The following is a 15156-nucleotide window of genomic DNA, read 5'->3' as shown; positions in this document are numbered from 1 at the left end:
GTCCCTGCCGCGTCCGTGTCGCGTCGTCCTTGATGTCTCACGTCCCTGCCGCGTCCGTGTCGCGTCGTCCTTGATGCCTCTTCCGCGCTGCGCCGTCCTGGCTTGCGATCCATCTCCGCGTCGTCCCTGACGGCGCATCCAGCGCCGCGGCCTTGCCGGCGCCGCGGCTTCGTCCTTGTCCCGGCCTGCGCCGACTCCTTCGGCGCAGGCTTCGCTACCCGACCGAGTCGCCGCGCCGATGCGCATCCGCGCACGGCAGCGCGAATCGGCCGGCACGACTCAGGCGGTCATCGTCTTCGGAGCGCGTTCCTGCGCCTGCTCCGGGGCGAGCTTCGGCTGCTCCGGCACGTCCTGCTTCAGCTGCTGGCTGGAACGCTCCAGCGGCGTGTTCACCGCCTGCTCCTTGTCGGCGTGGACGCGGCGCGCGGACGGATCGTTCAATTCGCCCTGCACCGCGAACAGGCCGGTGCCGTTGGCGTTGGCGACGACGGCGTTGATGCTGGTCAGGCCGCTCACGCGCGCCTCGTAGGTCAGCGTGCCGGCGGCGCGCTCGAGCTCGGCGCGATCCTTGAACGCGCCCGGGCCGAGCTTCTCCAGCCCTTCCACCGCCTGCTTGTACAGGCCGTTGTCGCGGTTGGCCGGATCCGACAGCAGCGCGCCCTTCTCCGGCGGCGCCTTCTTCAGCGCGTCCAGGGTCTTGGGACCGGCGATGCCGTCGTCGTCCAGGCCATAGGCGCGCTGCGCCTGCTGCAGGGCGTGCTTGGTCGCGGCGCCGAAATCGCCGTCGGGCTTGAGCGGCTGGCCCTTGGCGTCGCGGAAGCCCAGTTCGTTCAAGCGCTCCTGCATCGCCTTGACCGCCGGGCCTTCCTCGCCCTGGCGCAGACGGCCGTCGGCCATCGCATCGGCCGGCTTGGCCGGCGTCGCGGGCTTGTGCTCGCCGGGCTTGTGTTCGGGCAGTTCCGGCGCGCCGCGGCTTTCGGCCAGGGCGATGCCGCGACGCATGGTCGGGCCGTTGAACACCTTGGCCAACTGCTCGGCGTAGTGCGGATCGGTGGCGTAACCGGCCTTCTGCAGCGCCTTGGCTTCCTTTTCCAGGTTGCCCAGGGTGCCTTCCTCGAACAGGCCGGCCTTGGTGTAGCGGCTGTTCTCCTTGAGGAACTTCACCCGGTCGGTCAGGGCTTCGTCCATCGAGCCGTAGACGCGGAAATCCTGGTCTTTCCAGACCTTCTTGCCGCCCTCGATCTCCCACACGTTGAAGGTCTTGCTCGGACCGTCCCAGCCCTTGCTGTCCTTGATGTTGAAGATGTTGTTGGTGCCCGGCAGCACCTTCTCGCCCCAGCCGGTTTCCAGCGCGGCCTGCGCCAGGATCAGTTCGGCCGACATGCCGGTCTGCTTGGACACGCGCACCGCGGCCGGGTACAGGTCGGCGATGAATTCTTCCTTATTGCCCATGGTCCAACTCCTTGTCTGGTTTTCAGGCGCGCCGCGAAGGCCGGCGCCGATGAAGGGGGAATGCCGGCGGGAATCCGCTCAGGGGCCCAGGTCGGGCTTGAGCGTGGTGGAGAAATCGCGGCGCTGGTCGGGCGCGTCGAGTTGGAAGTACTGGCCGGACACCACGACGTTGCCGTTGTCCCAGCGCAGGTGCTTGGCGCCCTCTTCCGCCAGCGCCGAATACGCGCCCTGCGCGCCGGGCACGGCCACGTCGCCGCCGGCCTGCACCGCGCCGTCGGCGAGGTTGAGCTTGACCACGCGCAGCAGCGTCTGCGAAAGCGACTGCTCGGGCTGGGTGTCGGACTGCAGCAGCACGTACAGCGCGTCGCCCTGGCGCAGGCAATGGGTGGCGCGGCTCTGGTAGGTGTCGGCGGGCAGGTCCAGCGTGCGGGTCCAGATCGGCTTGCCCGAGGCCTGGGCCAGGTAGGCCACCGGACGCTGGTTCATGCCGTCCTCGTCGCTGGCCGCGCCGGCCACGCACTGCTTGTTGTCGCCGATCGACTCGGACGCGTAGGAAGAAAAACCCTGCGGGATTTCGTTGTTCATGGCAGCGGCCTGGGCGGGGACGGAAGAAGCGGACGACGGAGAATCCGGGCGGGCGGACGCCGGGCTGGAGCCGGCCGCGCCGTCGGCGGGCGCCACGGGGGACGATGGCGCGCTCGCCTGCCGATCGCAGCCGACCAGCGCCAGCGACAACAAGGCGGCAAGGATCGAGAGGCGGTGGCGGTGCGAATTCATCGGCCGGTTCCAGGTGATGTCGAAGGTCATGGGTAGAAGAGCGGATTCGCCGGCCGACGCCGGCGCATCTGCCGAACACGAAAGAAACGAAACAAGGGGACTGCGGGTTGGTGCGCCCGCCGGACCAGCCGGCGGACGCACCATCCCCAACGCTTGCGCGCGCGCCGCGACGGCGCGCGCGCTCGGCTTCACGCCACTCGGCGCGCGGCCTGCTCCTGCTCGCGCGCCTGCTCCGGCGCGGCTTGCTGCTGCGGCTTGTCCTGCGCCAGCTGCTGCGTGGTCTGCTCGACCGACCGCGACACCGCCTCCTGCGCGCCGACATGCACGCGCTGGTGGCTGGGGTCGTTGAGGCCGCCCTGCACCGCGAACAAGCCGCTGCCATCGCCGTTGCGCACGACGTGGTCGATCTTGTTCATGCCGGCCACCGATGCGTCGTAGGTCAGCGCCGCAGCGGCGCGCTGCATCTCTTCCGGATTGCGGAAGCCGCCGTTCGGGCCGAGCTTGGCCAGGCCTTCCAGGGCCTGGTTGTACATCGGGTTGTCGCGGTTGGCCGGATCGGCCATCGACGGCGCGCGGGTCTGCTCGCCGCGGGTCTGCTCGGGCTGCTGGCCCTGCTGGCGCTCGACCGCCTCGCGCAACTTGCCCAGCGTGGTCGGACCGGCGATGCCGTCGTCCTTGATGCCCTGGTCGCGCTGGAACTGGCGCAGCGCCTCGTCGGTGCGGCCGCCGAAGTGGCCGTCGGGATTGAGCTCGTTGCCGCGCGCGTCGCGATAGCCCAGCTGCTTGAGCTGCTCCTGCATGCGCTCGACCGCATCGCCGCGCTCGTTGAGCTTGAGCACGCCGTCGGCCATCGGGTCGCGGTTGGCGCGGCCCTGCGCGGGCAGGTTCACTTCGCCGCGCGCCAGGCCCTGCATCACTTCCGGCGTCAGCATGCCCTGCCACTGGGTCACCGCCGCGCGGCGCTCCGGCAGGTGGTTGTAGCCGCCGTTGATGTCGTGGGTCGCCGCGCGCACGTCGTCCTGGTGCCCGCGCGCGACCACCCGGCCCTGCCAGTAATGCACGGCGATGTTGGCGGCGTTTTCGCGATTGGACGCGAGGTCGGGATTGGCGGTCACGTCCAGGCCGGTTTCGCGCTGCACGCGCTCGTAGTTGTCGCGCCCGGTCAGCTGCACGTAGCCGCGGCCGTGGAAACGCCAGCCGTCGCCCTGCTCGGTGTTGCCCAGGTTCTCGCGGCCCCAGTTGCCGCCGTAGATCGCATTGGCGATGCCCTGCTGGCCGCCGCGCGCGACGGCGTCGGCTTCGGCGCGGGTGTCCATGCCGTTGCGGCCCGGGAACACTTCCAGCAAGCGTTCGCCGCTGTAGTTGAGGTTCTCGTGCATGCTGCGGAAATTGCCGGATTCGACCTGCATCTGGCCCATGAACGCGGCCAGTTCGCGCGGCTCGCGGATGCCGGACTCGTAGGCGCGCAGCAGCAGGTAATCGCGATTGTTCAACTCGGACATGATGTATTCCTCCCTGATCTGGTGAATGTCTTGGGCCGGTCAGCGCTTGGCCGGCAAACCGTGCTGGTCGATGCGCTCGTCGCGATCCCAGCTGCGGGTGAACTTGAACAGCGCGTCGTCTTCATTGCGCACGACGCTGCCGGGCTCGCAGCCCAGCGCGGATTCGGCCTTGTCGGCGTCGCCGGCGACGGTCAACACGCCCTGCTCTTCCAAGCCGCGTTCGCCGGACACCGAATAGAAGATCCGCTTGCGGCCGCCGTCCTCGAACGAATACGCATAGCCGCCGGTGTTGCCGGCGAAGCCGAGCTGGGTACGCTTGAAGCGTCCCGCCGGCGCGGACTTGTCGGCCGGGAACACGTAGTCGGGCTTGCCGGCTTCGCCCTGGGCGAAATAGACGGTGCCGGACTGGTCGCTGACGCCCTTGGACGCGCACAGCGACAGCAGTTGCGCGCCGCCGGCGACCTTGCACGAAATGACCACGTCGTCGCCCGCGGCGCACAGCGAACGCGCGTCGCCGACCGGCGCGGCGGCGGCCGGCGCGGTCGTCGCCGCCGCCGCCGCGGCGTCCGCGCTCGCCGACGCGGCGGCGGCGGACGTGGCGGCAGGCTCGGCGACCGGCTTGGCGGCCGCTTCGGGCGCCGATTGGCCCGAGCACGCGGCCAGCGCCACGGTCATGGCAAGGCCCAACACATTCGCTGTCTTCATGGCATTTCCTGACTGTTTCATCGTGGGGAACGTAGTCGTCCAGGCGTGCGGCGCGATGGCCGCGAGCGTCCGCGCGCAGGCGCCCGCCGCCAGCGCTGCGCGCAGCGGCGGGCGAACGCGGACGTTCGCGCGCCACCGCGGCGGCGGCTCAGACGCTCTGGGTTCGGGCCTTGGGATCCTGGCTGGGCGCGTCGGTTTGCGGCGCATCCAGCTTGACCTGGTGGGTCGACTGCTCCAGCGGCTGGTTCGCCGCTTGCTGCTTGTCGACGTGGACGCGCTGGTGGCCCGGATCGTTCAGGCCGCCCTGCACCGCGAACAGGCCGGAGCCGTCGGCGGTGGCGACGACGTGATCGATGCGCTTGAAGCCGCCGATCTTGGCTTCATAGGTCAGCGTACCGGCGGCGCGTTCGAGATCCTCGCGGTTCTTGAACGCGTTCGGGCCGAGCTTCTCCAGCCCCTCGACCGCGCTCTTGTACAGGGCGTTGTCGGGATTGGCCGGATTGGACAGCAGCGGCGATTGCGCCGCCTGCTTGAGCGCGTCGAGGGTCTTGGGGCCGGCGACGCCGTCCTCCTTGAGCCCATGCGCGCGCTGGAACGTGCGCAGCGATTCGCCGGTGCGATCGCCGTAGTCGCCGTCGGCGCGCAGCGCATTGCCCTGCGCGTCGCGATAGCCGAGCTTGTTGAGCGCGTCCTGCATCGCGCGCACTTCCGCGCCGCGCTCGCCGTGCTTGAGCAGGCCGTCGGCCATCGCCGGCGCGTTCGCCGCGGCGCGCGCCGGATGCGCCGGCTGCGAATCGTCGCCGCGCGACAGCGTCTTCGGATCGCGCGCCATGTAGGCGTTCAGACCGTCGCGATCGCGGGTGATGTCGTGCAGGTAGTCGTAATTGCTGGTGCCGTTGGCGTCGCGGATCGCGCGACCGCCGGTGACCGCGGCCTTGGCGCCGCCGTAGCCGGCGATGTGGCGCGCCTTGAGGAAGCCGGCCACCAGTTCGGGCTTGGAATCCTCGTCCAGCACGCCGTCCTTGACGGCCTGGCGGTACGCCTTGTCGCTGTTGATCTTGAAGGCCTTGTCCTGCAGCTCGGCCGAGCCCTTGTACTGGTCCAGGCTCATGCCCTGGTTCCAGTTGGACTTGTCGTCGAGGAAGCGGGTCATGCCGCCGGCGCTCGCCCACTTCCATTCCGCGCCGCGCACGGTGGCAGGATCGAAGCCGTCGCGTTTCATCGCGGCGTCGAGTTTCTCTTTATCGACATAGCCTGCGTCGGCGAGCCAACCGGCTCCCGCTTGATAGCGACCGACGTAACCTTGCTTGTTGGTGATGGCCAGATCACCGCCGTTGCTCTCGGTCATGACCGTAGAAGCAACCAATCGCCGGGTCATCGCGTCGTCCAAGTTCGCGATAGTACCCTGGTGGTACTCGTGGGCAGTGGCCGCTGCCTTCTCACGTCTATCAGCCATGACGCTGTTCCTATATGGATAGACTGGATCGTTAAGTTGTGTGTGGTCCTTTCCGGGACCGGGTGCCGCAAGCCTCCGTCAGAGGCTTCAGAACTCCTTGCAACGCATCGACGCGATCTTCTGCGCCGGCTTGGTGAGGGTGAACTGATAAGTCGTGGTGCCGGGGCCTTGATTGCCACCGTCGTCCACATAGCCCTCAGCATACACGATTTTCGCGTCTGTCAAGCGCACTTCGAAAAATTGATTGGCCTGGGTGTTCTCGGCCGTGGTGCCGAAGTCGAGCGCGCATTGCCCGGCGATCGGCTTCACCGTGGCGCCGGCGCCGAACTGGCGCTGCAGCACCTGCTGGTAGTCCTCGCTGGCTTCGAACTTGACCAGCACCAGCGAATGCACCCGCTGCGCGTCGCCGTTCAACGTCGCCCCGACCTCGCCCTCGTTGGCCTTGCGGGTCCCCGCCTCGGCGCCGACCTTGCCGTCGGGCACCTCGATCGTGCCGCTGTACCCGCCGAGCAGCAAAGTGCCGGCGCGGTAGCGCGCGTTGTCGGGGGCATCGGAATCGGGATTGTCCTGCGGCGCCGGATCGCGCCACTGCACGCCGGGAACGCGCTCGAACGCCGACCACGCAGCCCCGCCCTCGGCGAGCAACACATCCAGCAGACCTTGCAGCGGACTCATTTCCTGCTTTCCTTGCTCAGCTTGCGCCGTCGCGGCGGCCGCCGGAGCCGCCGGCGCGGCGGCCGGCGACGTCTGGGCGGACGACGGGGCCGAAGCAGGCTTACAGCCTACCATCAGCGCCACGGCGACCATCAATGCGCAATGGGGCGAATACTTCATGCGGACCTCGCCGGCGAGCGGCGCGTGAGGTGGGGGTGTTGTATCACACTTGCGTGCAACGGCTGCGATGGGGCCGCGCTGCGATCGTACGCCTCCACAAGCGCCAACGCGCTCGCTTCTGCCGCCTACCTGCCCTCATTTGGCCAGCGCGAAATCGGCCGATATCGGTAAGCCGCCGCTTGTGGCGCGATCGCGCGGTGATCACTGGCCGCCGATCGCAATCCTGCACGGCTGAGGCGCCTGTCCGCATACCGCCTTTACAAGGTATTGGAAAAAGGAACCGGCTCGCTGCAACCGGAATAGAACACTTCGCACTCGCCGGACGCGGAATTCGGCGCGCAGGCCTGCTTGGCCGACGCTACGGCCGCGCCCAAGGTCGCCTGGCTGCGCGTCTCCATCGTAAAGCCCTGCCCGCTTTTGCTCGGTCCCCATACCACCGCGGCGCAACCGTTCGAGTACCACAGCACTTCCTTGCAGTCCGTACCGCCCTTGGACTGGCAATGCTGCAACGCCTCCTTGCGCGCGCGACGTCGGTTCTTCTGCCCCTCGCCGATGCCGACCAGCCCCTTCTCCGCGTCGAAGAACACCGCGCCGTAGCTGTTGTTCCACCCGGAATACTCGAGGCTTCCGCCAAAACTGCCGATGGGGATGCACTGCGTCGCACCCGGCGTGCCGGTCGGCGCCGGATTGGGAGTGAAGCCGTCCGGACAGCCCTGCTCGGCCTTGGCGTGAGTGGATAGACCCGCCAGCAACACGCCGACAAGCGCCAAATATCGAAACTGCATGATCGATACCTCGTTCCTTGATGAGAATTGCAGAAGGCCAAGCCTCGTCCATGCTCGCCCTGAGTCTTGCTTCCTGCCAATCAGCGGCAGCACGCCGCAAAGCCTGGGCCGAAGCGAAACTACGGATCGCGGCTAGCGAGGCTGCCCCCTCATGTCAGCGAGAGGAGGAATTGCGTCAGCATACGTCGCCCAACCCAATAATCGCCAATCCGCGGGGCGAATAGCCCTGCTCGCAGCGCATCAGGAAGATTAAAAATCCACCATTTCTACGCAAGAGCCCAAAACGAAATCGGCGCCCGAAGGCGCCGATTTCATAGCTCGCGTCCTTTCCGAATGCTCACTGCACCTGCTCAGCGTAACTGCATTCAGTCAAGAAAATTTCGCAACTTCCGGCACGCTTTCCGCATTCCTGCAAGGCCGCACTCTTGGCCACCGCAGAGTTAACCCCACCCACTGCAGAGATCGCCGCCGCACCAGTCGACTCCTTACCCCAGGCAATAGCTGCACATTGGTTGGTAAAGGCCAACAAGACCTTGCACTGCGCTCCGCCACGAGCCTGGCAATCGCGCAGCGCTTCCTTTTCCGCTTTGCGCTTCGTCGTCATTGCAGTAGCGACACCGACCTTACCGGTCTCTGCGTCGCTAGTGAACGCACCCCAACGCCGCTCCCATGTGCTCTGAGGAACCAGCGGGCCAGAATCAGGCATCTGCCCTTGAATGCATTGCTGTTGCCCCTGAGTCCAGCTTGGGTTGGGCATGAATCCGTCGGGGCAGCCCTGCTCAGCCATAACGCCCTCCGAAACGAGGAGTGCGGCCAAAAAAATCGGATAGCCAACGACACGCTTCATAGCTCTCCACCCTCATGCATTAAGTTCATAGACCCGAAGAGGGAGATTAGCGCCCGGAAGAAATCGCCCATTAAAAAACGGCACCTGAAGGCGCCATTTTCTCATGACTCCGCGACGGCAAGCAATAAGAAGTCACTCCACGCGCTCTGCATAACTACATTCAGCAAAAAATATCTTGCAGGCATCAGAGTTTTTCGAGCACTCCTTCAGCGCCGCCTGCTCGGCCATATCCTTGCGGGCCGCACTGATTGAAATCAGCTCCCCAGTTCCGCTGCTATCAGGGCCCCAAGCGACGGCTGCGCATTGATTGTAGTAAGCAAGCAACGGGCGGCATTGCTGCCCACCTTTGCTACGGCAATGAGCCAACGCCTCTTCTTCGGCCTTGCTCTTGCTCTTCATTCCGACGGAAACACCAACTTTCGAAGTGACGGGGTCCGATGCGAATGCCCCCCAGCGTTTCCCCCACTTCGGCTCAGGCGGTTGCCGATACGACCCAGAGGGACCAGACGGCGGCCCGGGTATGCACTGCGCCTGTCCCTGCGTCCAGTTGGGATTAGGCTGGAAATTGTCGGGGCAGCCTTGTTCCGCTTTTACGCTCCCTATGGAGGCCGCCATGCAAGCGGTCACCAGCGAAAGGCTTAGAAAAAACCTGTGCATCAACACCTCCAGAATCGCTGCGGGCATACAAAGTCGTGCACCCAATAAAATCATTGCCACAAAAAAAAGCGCCCCGAAGGGCGCTGGTTTGTATGGCATATTCGGCTGAATCAGTCGCCCCGGACCGGGTAACTGCATCCGGTATAGAACGTCGTGCACTTCGCCTGGGTATCCTTCACGCAAGTCTCGGTCGAGAGCTTCTCCGCCTCTTGCTTGGTCACAGCGCTCGCAGAATTCATCAACACCCCGCTTCCCGCAGGCGAAGGGCCGGAAACTACAGCAACGCATTGATTGTAGTAGGCGATATTCAGGGCACACGCAACGCCGCCCTTGGACTTGCAATGCGCCAGCGCGCCCTTCACCGCCTTCCGCCTGCTGGTCTGCTCGCTGGAAATGCCAACGGAACCATGCTCAGGGTCATAGGCGATCGCCCCCCACCTCGTTTCCCAATTGGGCTCGGCTTGCGCACCGACATCCATACCAGGCCGGGTTTGACCAGGGATCTGGATGCACTGAAGCCCGGGCGTGCCTGCGGCATTCGGCATGAAGCCGTCCGGGCAGCCCTGCTCGGCAAAAGCGAAGGCGCTGTTGAAGAGCAATCCAATTCCGATCGCGGCAATCGTGAGCTTCATAAGGTACCTGTTGGCAGCAGAAAATCCCGAGTGGAAACATCTGAGCAATTCGCCAGCCACGCTCTAAAGTGATGCGCGGCACACAAGCAGGAGATGAGCATCCGATCAGGCAAACAGCTAGGGGATAGCTAAGCCTGAATCGTCTGAACCATCCCCGAAGGGAATTGCCCAGACGCTCCTCAGTTCATTCCCGCACCCTGCTTCGACGGATTGCGATTGGCATTCGTGTTGGTCGGACCGCCGGAGTAGTTGCTACCGACGTTGCCGGCATGCCCCGGCGGATACGCGCCACCACCACCACCGGTGCTCTGCGGCCTGAACGCTTCGCCGCCGAACGAGTTGGCGCCGTAGAACGAACCCATCACACCGTTGAAGAACGCACCCGCCATCGGCGGAGCGGCGAGGATCAGGGCCGACAGGATCGTGCCCAGACCGCCCTGCTGCAACGCCATGCTCATCAAGCTTTCTTTGTTCGTGCCGAGGCCCGGAATCATGCTCGGGACCCAGAACGCCGCGCCCACTGCCAGGATCAGGTCGATCGCGATGGTGGTCATGGTGATCAGCACCGCCATCGACATCATCGTGGCTATGCCATAGAACAACCATTTCTGGAACAACGCCTTCGTCTGGTCGAACAGCAAGCACAGGATGAAGAATGGTCCAAGTCCTATGAACAGGGCCATAGCGATCTTGTTGAGCATCATCGCGATCATGGCCATGATCACCGGGCCGCCGAGGCCGACGCCGATCATGGTCATGGATTTCTGCTTGGTGTCGTTGGTCATCACGTCGCCGCCGACGTCGATGGAGTTCACCAATTCGATACCGACCTGCAGCACGCCGAGCACCTTGTCCATGTCGGCGTACGGGCCGTCGTCGGTGCGGCCGGTCATGACCTCGCGGACCACCTTCGACAGGCCGTCGGTCAGGGCGTCGTAGCTCTTGTCGGCGGTGACCGCGGCCGACAGGGCGATGCCGACGATCAGCACCGACTTCAGCGAGTTCACCACCAGCGCCATCATCGGCTCGCGCGACTGGCCGGTGGCGATGCGGAAGCCCTGGACCAGGATCCAGAGCGTGACCACGGTCGCCGCGAACGCGCCGATGATCTTGCCGACGCGGTTAAGCAGCCTGCCCTGGAACTGCAGGATCATGGTGTCCAGATGATCCTTGATGAGGGCGAAGAAGGCCATGTTCGGCAGATCCGCCGCCTGCATCCAGTCCATCAAGGAACTGGCCCCGAACGACACCATGTGGCTGTCCATACGTGTGTTTCCGTCTCCGTCGGCGGGCGCTGCGCCCGGCCGGTCCTATGCGATTGCTTCGTTAGCCGGACGCCGCGCCCCCTAGGCAGCGGCGTCCGGAGCGGATCAGAGGTCGCGGCTCTCGGCCGCCTTCAGGCCCGCCTTCAGCGCGACGCCCTGCACCGCGGCGCCGGCCATGCTGCTCAGCCAGCCCTTGCCGCCGGGCTTGTTGGTCAGCGCGCGCTGGGCCAACGCGACCATGTCGTCGTCGAGGGTCTGCAGGATGGTGGTGTAGGTATCCAGGGTGGTCTTGCCGTTCTGGATATCGTTCTCCATCTGCGCCTGCAGCTGCATGACCTGGTTGGTGTTGGCGTCAAGCTTGCCCTTGTTCTCCGGACCGGTCAGGGTCTTGCGGTCGTTCATGAGCTTTTCGATCTGCTCGTCGCGCTTCTTCACTTCCTTGAGCATCTTGACCATCGCGTTGAAGCGCAGGTTGCTGATCTCGACGCGCTTGGCGCAGACCTTGTACTGGTCGTCGGCGACGCTGCTCTTGCCCTTCTGGCAAGACTCGTCCAGCCCGTAGCTGGCGGCCGGCAGGCGCTCGCTGAGTTCCTGGCTTTCCTTGTCGCGGAAGCCGGTCAGGCTGCCGAGCTGGAAGTTGCCCGGGTTCAGCTGGTCGAACTGGGCCTTCAGCTGGGTGACCTGGTTGCGCAACTCGGTGAGCTGCTGCACCAGCTTCATGTTCTGCGCCTGCAGCTGGACCTTGTTGAGGACCTGGGTGATTTCGGAGGCGTAGAACGCCTGCGCCGGAACCGGCGCCAGCGCGGCCGCGCCGGCCACCACAACGGCCAGGGCCAGGGGCAGGATCGAGAGACGCTGAGTGATCGTCTGGTTCATGATCGGATGTCCTTAATCGTCGATATGGAAGGGGGGCGTTACAGGTCGCGGCTTTCGGCCGCGGCGAGGCCGGCTTTCAGCGCGGCCCCCTGCACTACCCCACCCAGAACGCTGCCCTTGTTGGCCAAGGCCTTGTTGGCGAGCAAGGCCATTTGGTCGTCCAAGGTCTTCAGCATCGTCGTGTACAGCTCCATGGTCGCGACATAGCTCTGCATGTCGTTCATCATGGCCGCGTCGATGGTCTTGCTGGCGTTGTCGTTGCCGGCCAGCCTGCCGTTGTCCTTGGGTCCCGAGATGCCGGCGCGGTCGGAGCGGATCTTCTGGATGTTCTGGTCGCGCTTTTCGATGTCCTTGAACATCTGCACCATCACATTGAAACGCTTGTTGCGCAGTTGCACCGCGTTCACGCAGACCTTGTACTGCTCTTCAGCGACGCTGCTCTTGCCCTTATGGCAGGTCTCGTCGCGCCCCTCGTTGATATCGCGCGGCTTGAGGTCGCCGAATTCGCGATTGCCGGCGACGGAGCCGATGTTCAGGCTGCCGGGATTGAGCTGCTCGAAGCGGGCCTTTTCCTGCTCGAGCTGCTGCTTCATCCGGTTGATCTTGTTCAACTCGGAGCCGACGTTCTTGATCATCTGCGCCTTGTTGAAGATCTGGCTGCCTTCGGTGTTGCAGATGCCGACCAGCTTTCCGTAGTACATGTAGCAGGTGAACGCCTGCGCCTGGGCCGGGCGCGGCGCGAACACCGCGAGCAGGCCGAGCAACAGCGGCGCCAACGTCGACCAAACATGCGATTTCATCTTCATCGGTCGATTCTCCTCCCGGTATCCCTATCCCAAAGGCTGAACAACACAAGAACGCTCGTACTATTGTAGAACGGAACCGCCGGGGCGCTCAGGCCCTGGCCTTCCGCTCCTCGGCCACCGCCTTGCCCTTGCCCGAGCCCTTGCGGTTGGCGTAGAAGTCGGCCAGCCACTGCTCGGGGGTTAGGTCGTCCGGGCTGACGCCGGCCTTGTCGGCGGCGTTCTGCAGGACGCGGTGCATGATTTCGATGTTGTCGGTCGACGCCGAGATGACCGCCAGGGCGTCGTCCATGCCGCGCAGGTTGAGCTGGCACACGGTCGCCGCATGGCCCTGCTTGACCAGGAAGCAGCGCGAACGCTCGTCCAGGTTCTTCACCACTTCGTACTCCGCGTCGGTCAGCTTGAGGCCTTCCATGTAGTCCTCGCGGCTGGCGTTCGGGTTCGGCAGCAGGATCAGCGTCGCGGTCTGTTCGATCAGCGAGGCGGAGATGTCGCTGGCCAGCGCATCTTCCGGGCTCTGCGTGGCGAAAATGCCCAGGCCGTTCTGCTTACGGATGGTCTTCTGCTTGTTCTTGGCGAAATCCTTGAGGGCGCCGCCGCCGTCGAGGATCTTCCAGAACTCGTCCATGACGTAGATTAGCGGGCGCCCGTCGATCAATTGCTCCAGACGGTGCAGCAAATAGTTGATGACCGGGACCCGGACCTCGACGTTATCGATGACATCGGTGTAGTCGAAGCCGATGATGTTCGCCTTCTCCAGGTTGATCGTGTCCACCGGGTTGTCGAACACCCACCCCAGCGAGTTGCCGGCGGTCCACTTGCGCAGGCGCGCATACAGGCCGTCGTCGCCCATGTTGGGCAGGCTCTTCTGGAAGTTGGTCATGCTGCGCAGGTGCATCGGCGTGTCGAGGATGTTCTCGACCGCGCGGAAGATGTCCTCGTCCTCGCGCGCCGAATACTGCGACTTGTTGGCCAGCACCTTGATCAGGTCGGCGAGGAACTGGACGTTGGTCTCGTTGTTCTCGCACTGGAACGGGTTGAAGCCGGTCGGCTGGCCGTTGTCCAGCGCCAGGTAGTTGCCGCCGCAGGCGCGCACGAAGATCTCGGCGCCGCGGTCCTTGTCGAAGAAGAAGATCGTCGGCGTCGGCTTGAGCTTCTGCACCTGGCTGAGCAGGAAGTTGATCAGCGCGGTCTTGCCGGTACCGGACTTGCCGATCACCATCGTGTTGGCGATCGCCTTCTCGCCCAGCGAATTCTCGGCCGGATGGGTGGCGTGGAAGTTGAAGTAGTACGGCTGGCCGTTGGTGGTCTGCAGCGTGGTCACGCTGTCGCCCCACGGGTTGTTGTGCTGCTTGCCGGTAGCGAAGTTGTGCAGCGGCGACAGGCCGAGGAAGTTCAGCGAGCTGACGTTGGCTATGCGCGTGCGGAACTTCCAGTTGGCCGGGAACTGCGAATAGAAGGACGCGGCGATCGCCATGTCCTCCTTGGCCGAGACGAAGCCGGCGTTGGACAGCTCGGCGCGCGCGGCGGCGACCTGGGCCGCCAGCTTTTCCTGGCTTTCGGCGTAGATGGCGAAGGTGAAGTGATACTCGCCGAGCACGAAGTTGCCCGAGGCGAGCTGGTCCATCGCGTAGTCGAGCTCGACGATCTGGCTGACCGCCTTGTCGCCGGAGGACACCATCATGCCCTTGGTGCGGTCGAGCACCTTGAGCGCGTCCTGGCGCCCCATCGGGCTGAAGGAATGGGTGATGACGTACTCGAAGTCGAGGTACTTCAAGCCGTTGAGGATGCCGGGGTACGTGCCCTCGGCATACTCCTTGACGTTGAGGATCGCGCCGAAGTTGTTGACGCCGGTCGGCGTGGTGATGACGAAGTCGCCGGTCTTGGCCGACAGGGTCAGGCGGCTCACCGGCAGGTAGTTGTAGACCGGCGCGTTGAGCACCGGCACCGGCTCGTCCAGGCGGTTGAGCAGGTAGCCGAAGAATTCCAGCGCCTCGGAGAACACGACGCCGTTCTTGGCCTCGTACATGCCCAGGCGGTACGGCGCGTAGTCCTTGATCACCGCCTCGACGTTGCCGGCCAGCTCCAGCATCTTGGCCACCGACTGATCCTGCTGTTCCTGCAGCATCTGCACGCTGGTCGACTTCTCGACGAAGCGTTTGCTGCCGACGATCGGCCGGTACAGCATGGTCAGGTACAGCTCGTTCTGCATCAGCTTTTGCGCCGACAGCGAGGCGTAGTAGCCGTCGGACATGTTCTGGTTGAACAGCTGGTCGAACTTGTTCTCGGTGCTGATGCGGCGGCGGCGGCGCACGTCGTGCACCCAGAACGCCACGTTGGTGAAGTCCGGCGCGCGCAGGGTCTGCAGCAGCCGGTTGAAGGTGTTGTGGCGGTGCTCGAGCTCCCACTCCTCGCGTCCCACGAACGGCAAGCCGCCCAGGCGCCAGACCAACATGAAGTCGCCTCCCGTGGTCTTGATCACGGTGGGCGCCACGTGCGTGGACAGCGGAATGAATTCGCTGATGGGAGTATCGGGCGTGAACATGAAGTGTTGGCGCTTTCCGT

At 64.9% G+C, this 15156-nt stretch carries 15 protein-coding genes; 1 reads left to right on the top strand and 14 read right to left on the bottom strand.

Annotated features, from left to right (window positions below; translation table 11 throughout):
* Positions 1-279: 279 nt before the first annotated feature.
* The 9 genes from JHW41_RS11480 to JHW41_RS25960 form a co-directional block, all read right to left on the bottom strand.
* The gene (locus tag JHW41_RS11480) at positions 280-1452 is read right to left on the bottom strand and encodes an XVIPCD domain-containing protein (RefSeq protein ID WP_250449976.1); all 1173 of its coding nucleotides are present in this window, start codon (positions 1450-1452) and stop codon (positions 280-282) included.
* 78 nt (positions 1453-1530) lie between these two features.
* Positions 1531-2037 carry a hypothetical protein gene (locus JHW41_RS11475; protein WP_250449974.1) on the bottom strand — a complete coding sequence of 169 codons (507 nt, stop codon included), beginning with the start codon at positions 2035-2037 and terminating at the stop codon, positions 1531-1533.
* A 380-nt stretch (positions 2038-2417) separates the two neighbouring features.
* Positions 2418-3731, bottom strand: coding sequence for an XVIPCD domain-containing protein (locus JHW41_RS11470; RefSeq protein ID WP_057947828.1), 1314 nt, complete (start codon positions 3729-3731; stop codon positions 2418-2420).
* Positions 3732-3770: 39 nt separating this feature from the next.
* On the bottom strand, positions 3771-4436 hold the full coding sequence (locus JHW41_RS11465; protein WP_250449972.1) for a hypothetical protein: 666 nt from the start codon (positions 4434-4436) through the stop codon (positions 3771-3773).
* A gap of 148 nt (positions 4437-4584) precedes the next feature.
* A complete protein-coding gene (locus tag JHW41_RS11460) occupies positions 4585-5892 on the bottom strand; it encodes a peptidoglycan-binding domain-containing protein (RefSeq protein WP_250449970.1) in 1308 nt (435 codons plus the stop codon).
* Between the two features lie 87 nt (positions 5893-5979).
* On the bottom strand, positions 5980-6702 hold the full coding sequence (locus JHW41_RS11455) for a hypothetical protein (protein ID WP_250449968.1): 723 nt from the start codon (positions 6700-6702) through the stop codon (positions 5980-5982).
* A gap of 281 nt (positions 6703-6983) precedes the next feature.
* The gene (locus tag JHW41_RS11450; RefSeq protein WP_250449966.1) at positions 6984-7511 is read right to left on the bottom strand and encodes a DUF4189 domain-containing protein; all 528 of its coding nucleotides are present in this window, start codon (positions 7509-7511) and stop codon (positions 6984-6986) included.
* Between the two features lie 337 nt (positions 7512-7848).
* A complete protein-coding gene (locus tag JHW41_RS11445; protein WP_250449965.1) occupies positions 7849-8358 on the bottom strand; it encodes a DUF4189 domain-containing protein in 510 nt (169 codons plus the stop codon).
* Between the two features lie 132 nt (positions 8359-8490).
* Positions 8491-8973 (bottom strand): DUF4189 domain-containing protein, encoded by a 483-nt coding sequence (locus tag JHW41_RS25960; RefSeq protein WP_284499545.1) that lies wholly within the window; start codon positions 8971-8973, stop codon positions 8491-8493.
* On the opposite strand from JHW41_RS25960, the gene JHW41_RS11435 reads away from it, so the two are divergent.
* Entirely contained in the window at positions 8972-9124 is a 153-nt protein-coding gene (locus tag JHW41_RS11435; RefSeq protein WP_250449963.1) for a hypothetical protein, read from the top strand. The two genes, JHW41_RS25960 and JHW41_RS11435, sit on opposite strands and share 2 nt — an antisense overlap.
* A gap of 1 nt (position 9125) precedes the next feature.
* Here the strand turns inward: JHW41_RS11435 and JHW41_RS11430 are convergent, their stop codons facing one another.
* The 5 genes from JHW41_RS11430 to JHW41_RS11410 form a co-directional block, all read right to left on the bottom strand.
* The gene (locus tag JHW41_RS11430; protein WP_250449962.1) at positions 9126-9647 is read right to left on the bottom strand and encodes a DUF4189 domain-containing protein; all 522 of its coding nucleotides are present in this window, start codon (positions 9645-9647) and stop codon (positions 9126-9128) included.
* Between the two features lie 179 nt (positions 9648-9826).
* Positions 9827-10912, bottom strand: coding sequence for a type IV secretion system protein (locus JHW41_RS11425; protein WP_250449961.1), 1086 nt, complete (start codon positions 10910-10912; stop codon positions 9827-9829).
* A 105-nt stretch (positions 10913-11017) separates the two neighbouring features.
* Positions 11018-11788: a hypothetical protein gene (locus tag JHW41_RS11420; protein WP_057947832.1), complete on the bottom strand. Its 771-nt coding sequence runs from the start codon at positions 11786-11788 to the stop codon at positions 11018-11020.
* Positions 11789-11826: 38 nt separating this feature from the next.
* Complete coding sequence (locus JHW41_RS11415; RefSeq protein WP_250449960.1) at positions 11827-12552, bottom strand: hypothetical protein; 726 nt, start codon at positions 12550-12552, stop codon at positions 11827-11829.
* Positions 12553-12682: 130 nt separating this feature from the next.
* A complete protein-coding gene (locus JHW41_RS11410) occupies positions 12683-15136 on the bottom strand; it encodes a VirB4 family type IV secretion/conjugal transfer ATPase (RefSeq protein ID WP_057947834.1) in 2454 nt (817 codons plus the stop codon).
* Between the last annotated feature and the right edge of the window lie 20 nt (positions 15137-15156).

The sequence above is a fragment of the Lysobacter enzymogenes genome (assembly GCF_023617245.1).
Taxonomy (GTDB): domain Bacteria; phylum Pseudomonadota; class Gammaproteobacteria; order Xanthomonadales; family Xanthomonadaceae; genus Lysobacter; species Lysobacter yananisis.
This window is presented reverse-complemented; position numbering and strand designations above follow the sequence as displayed.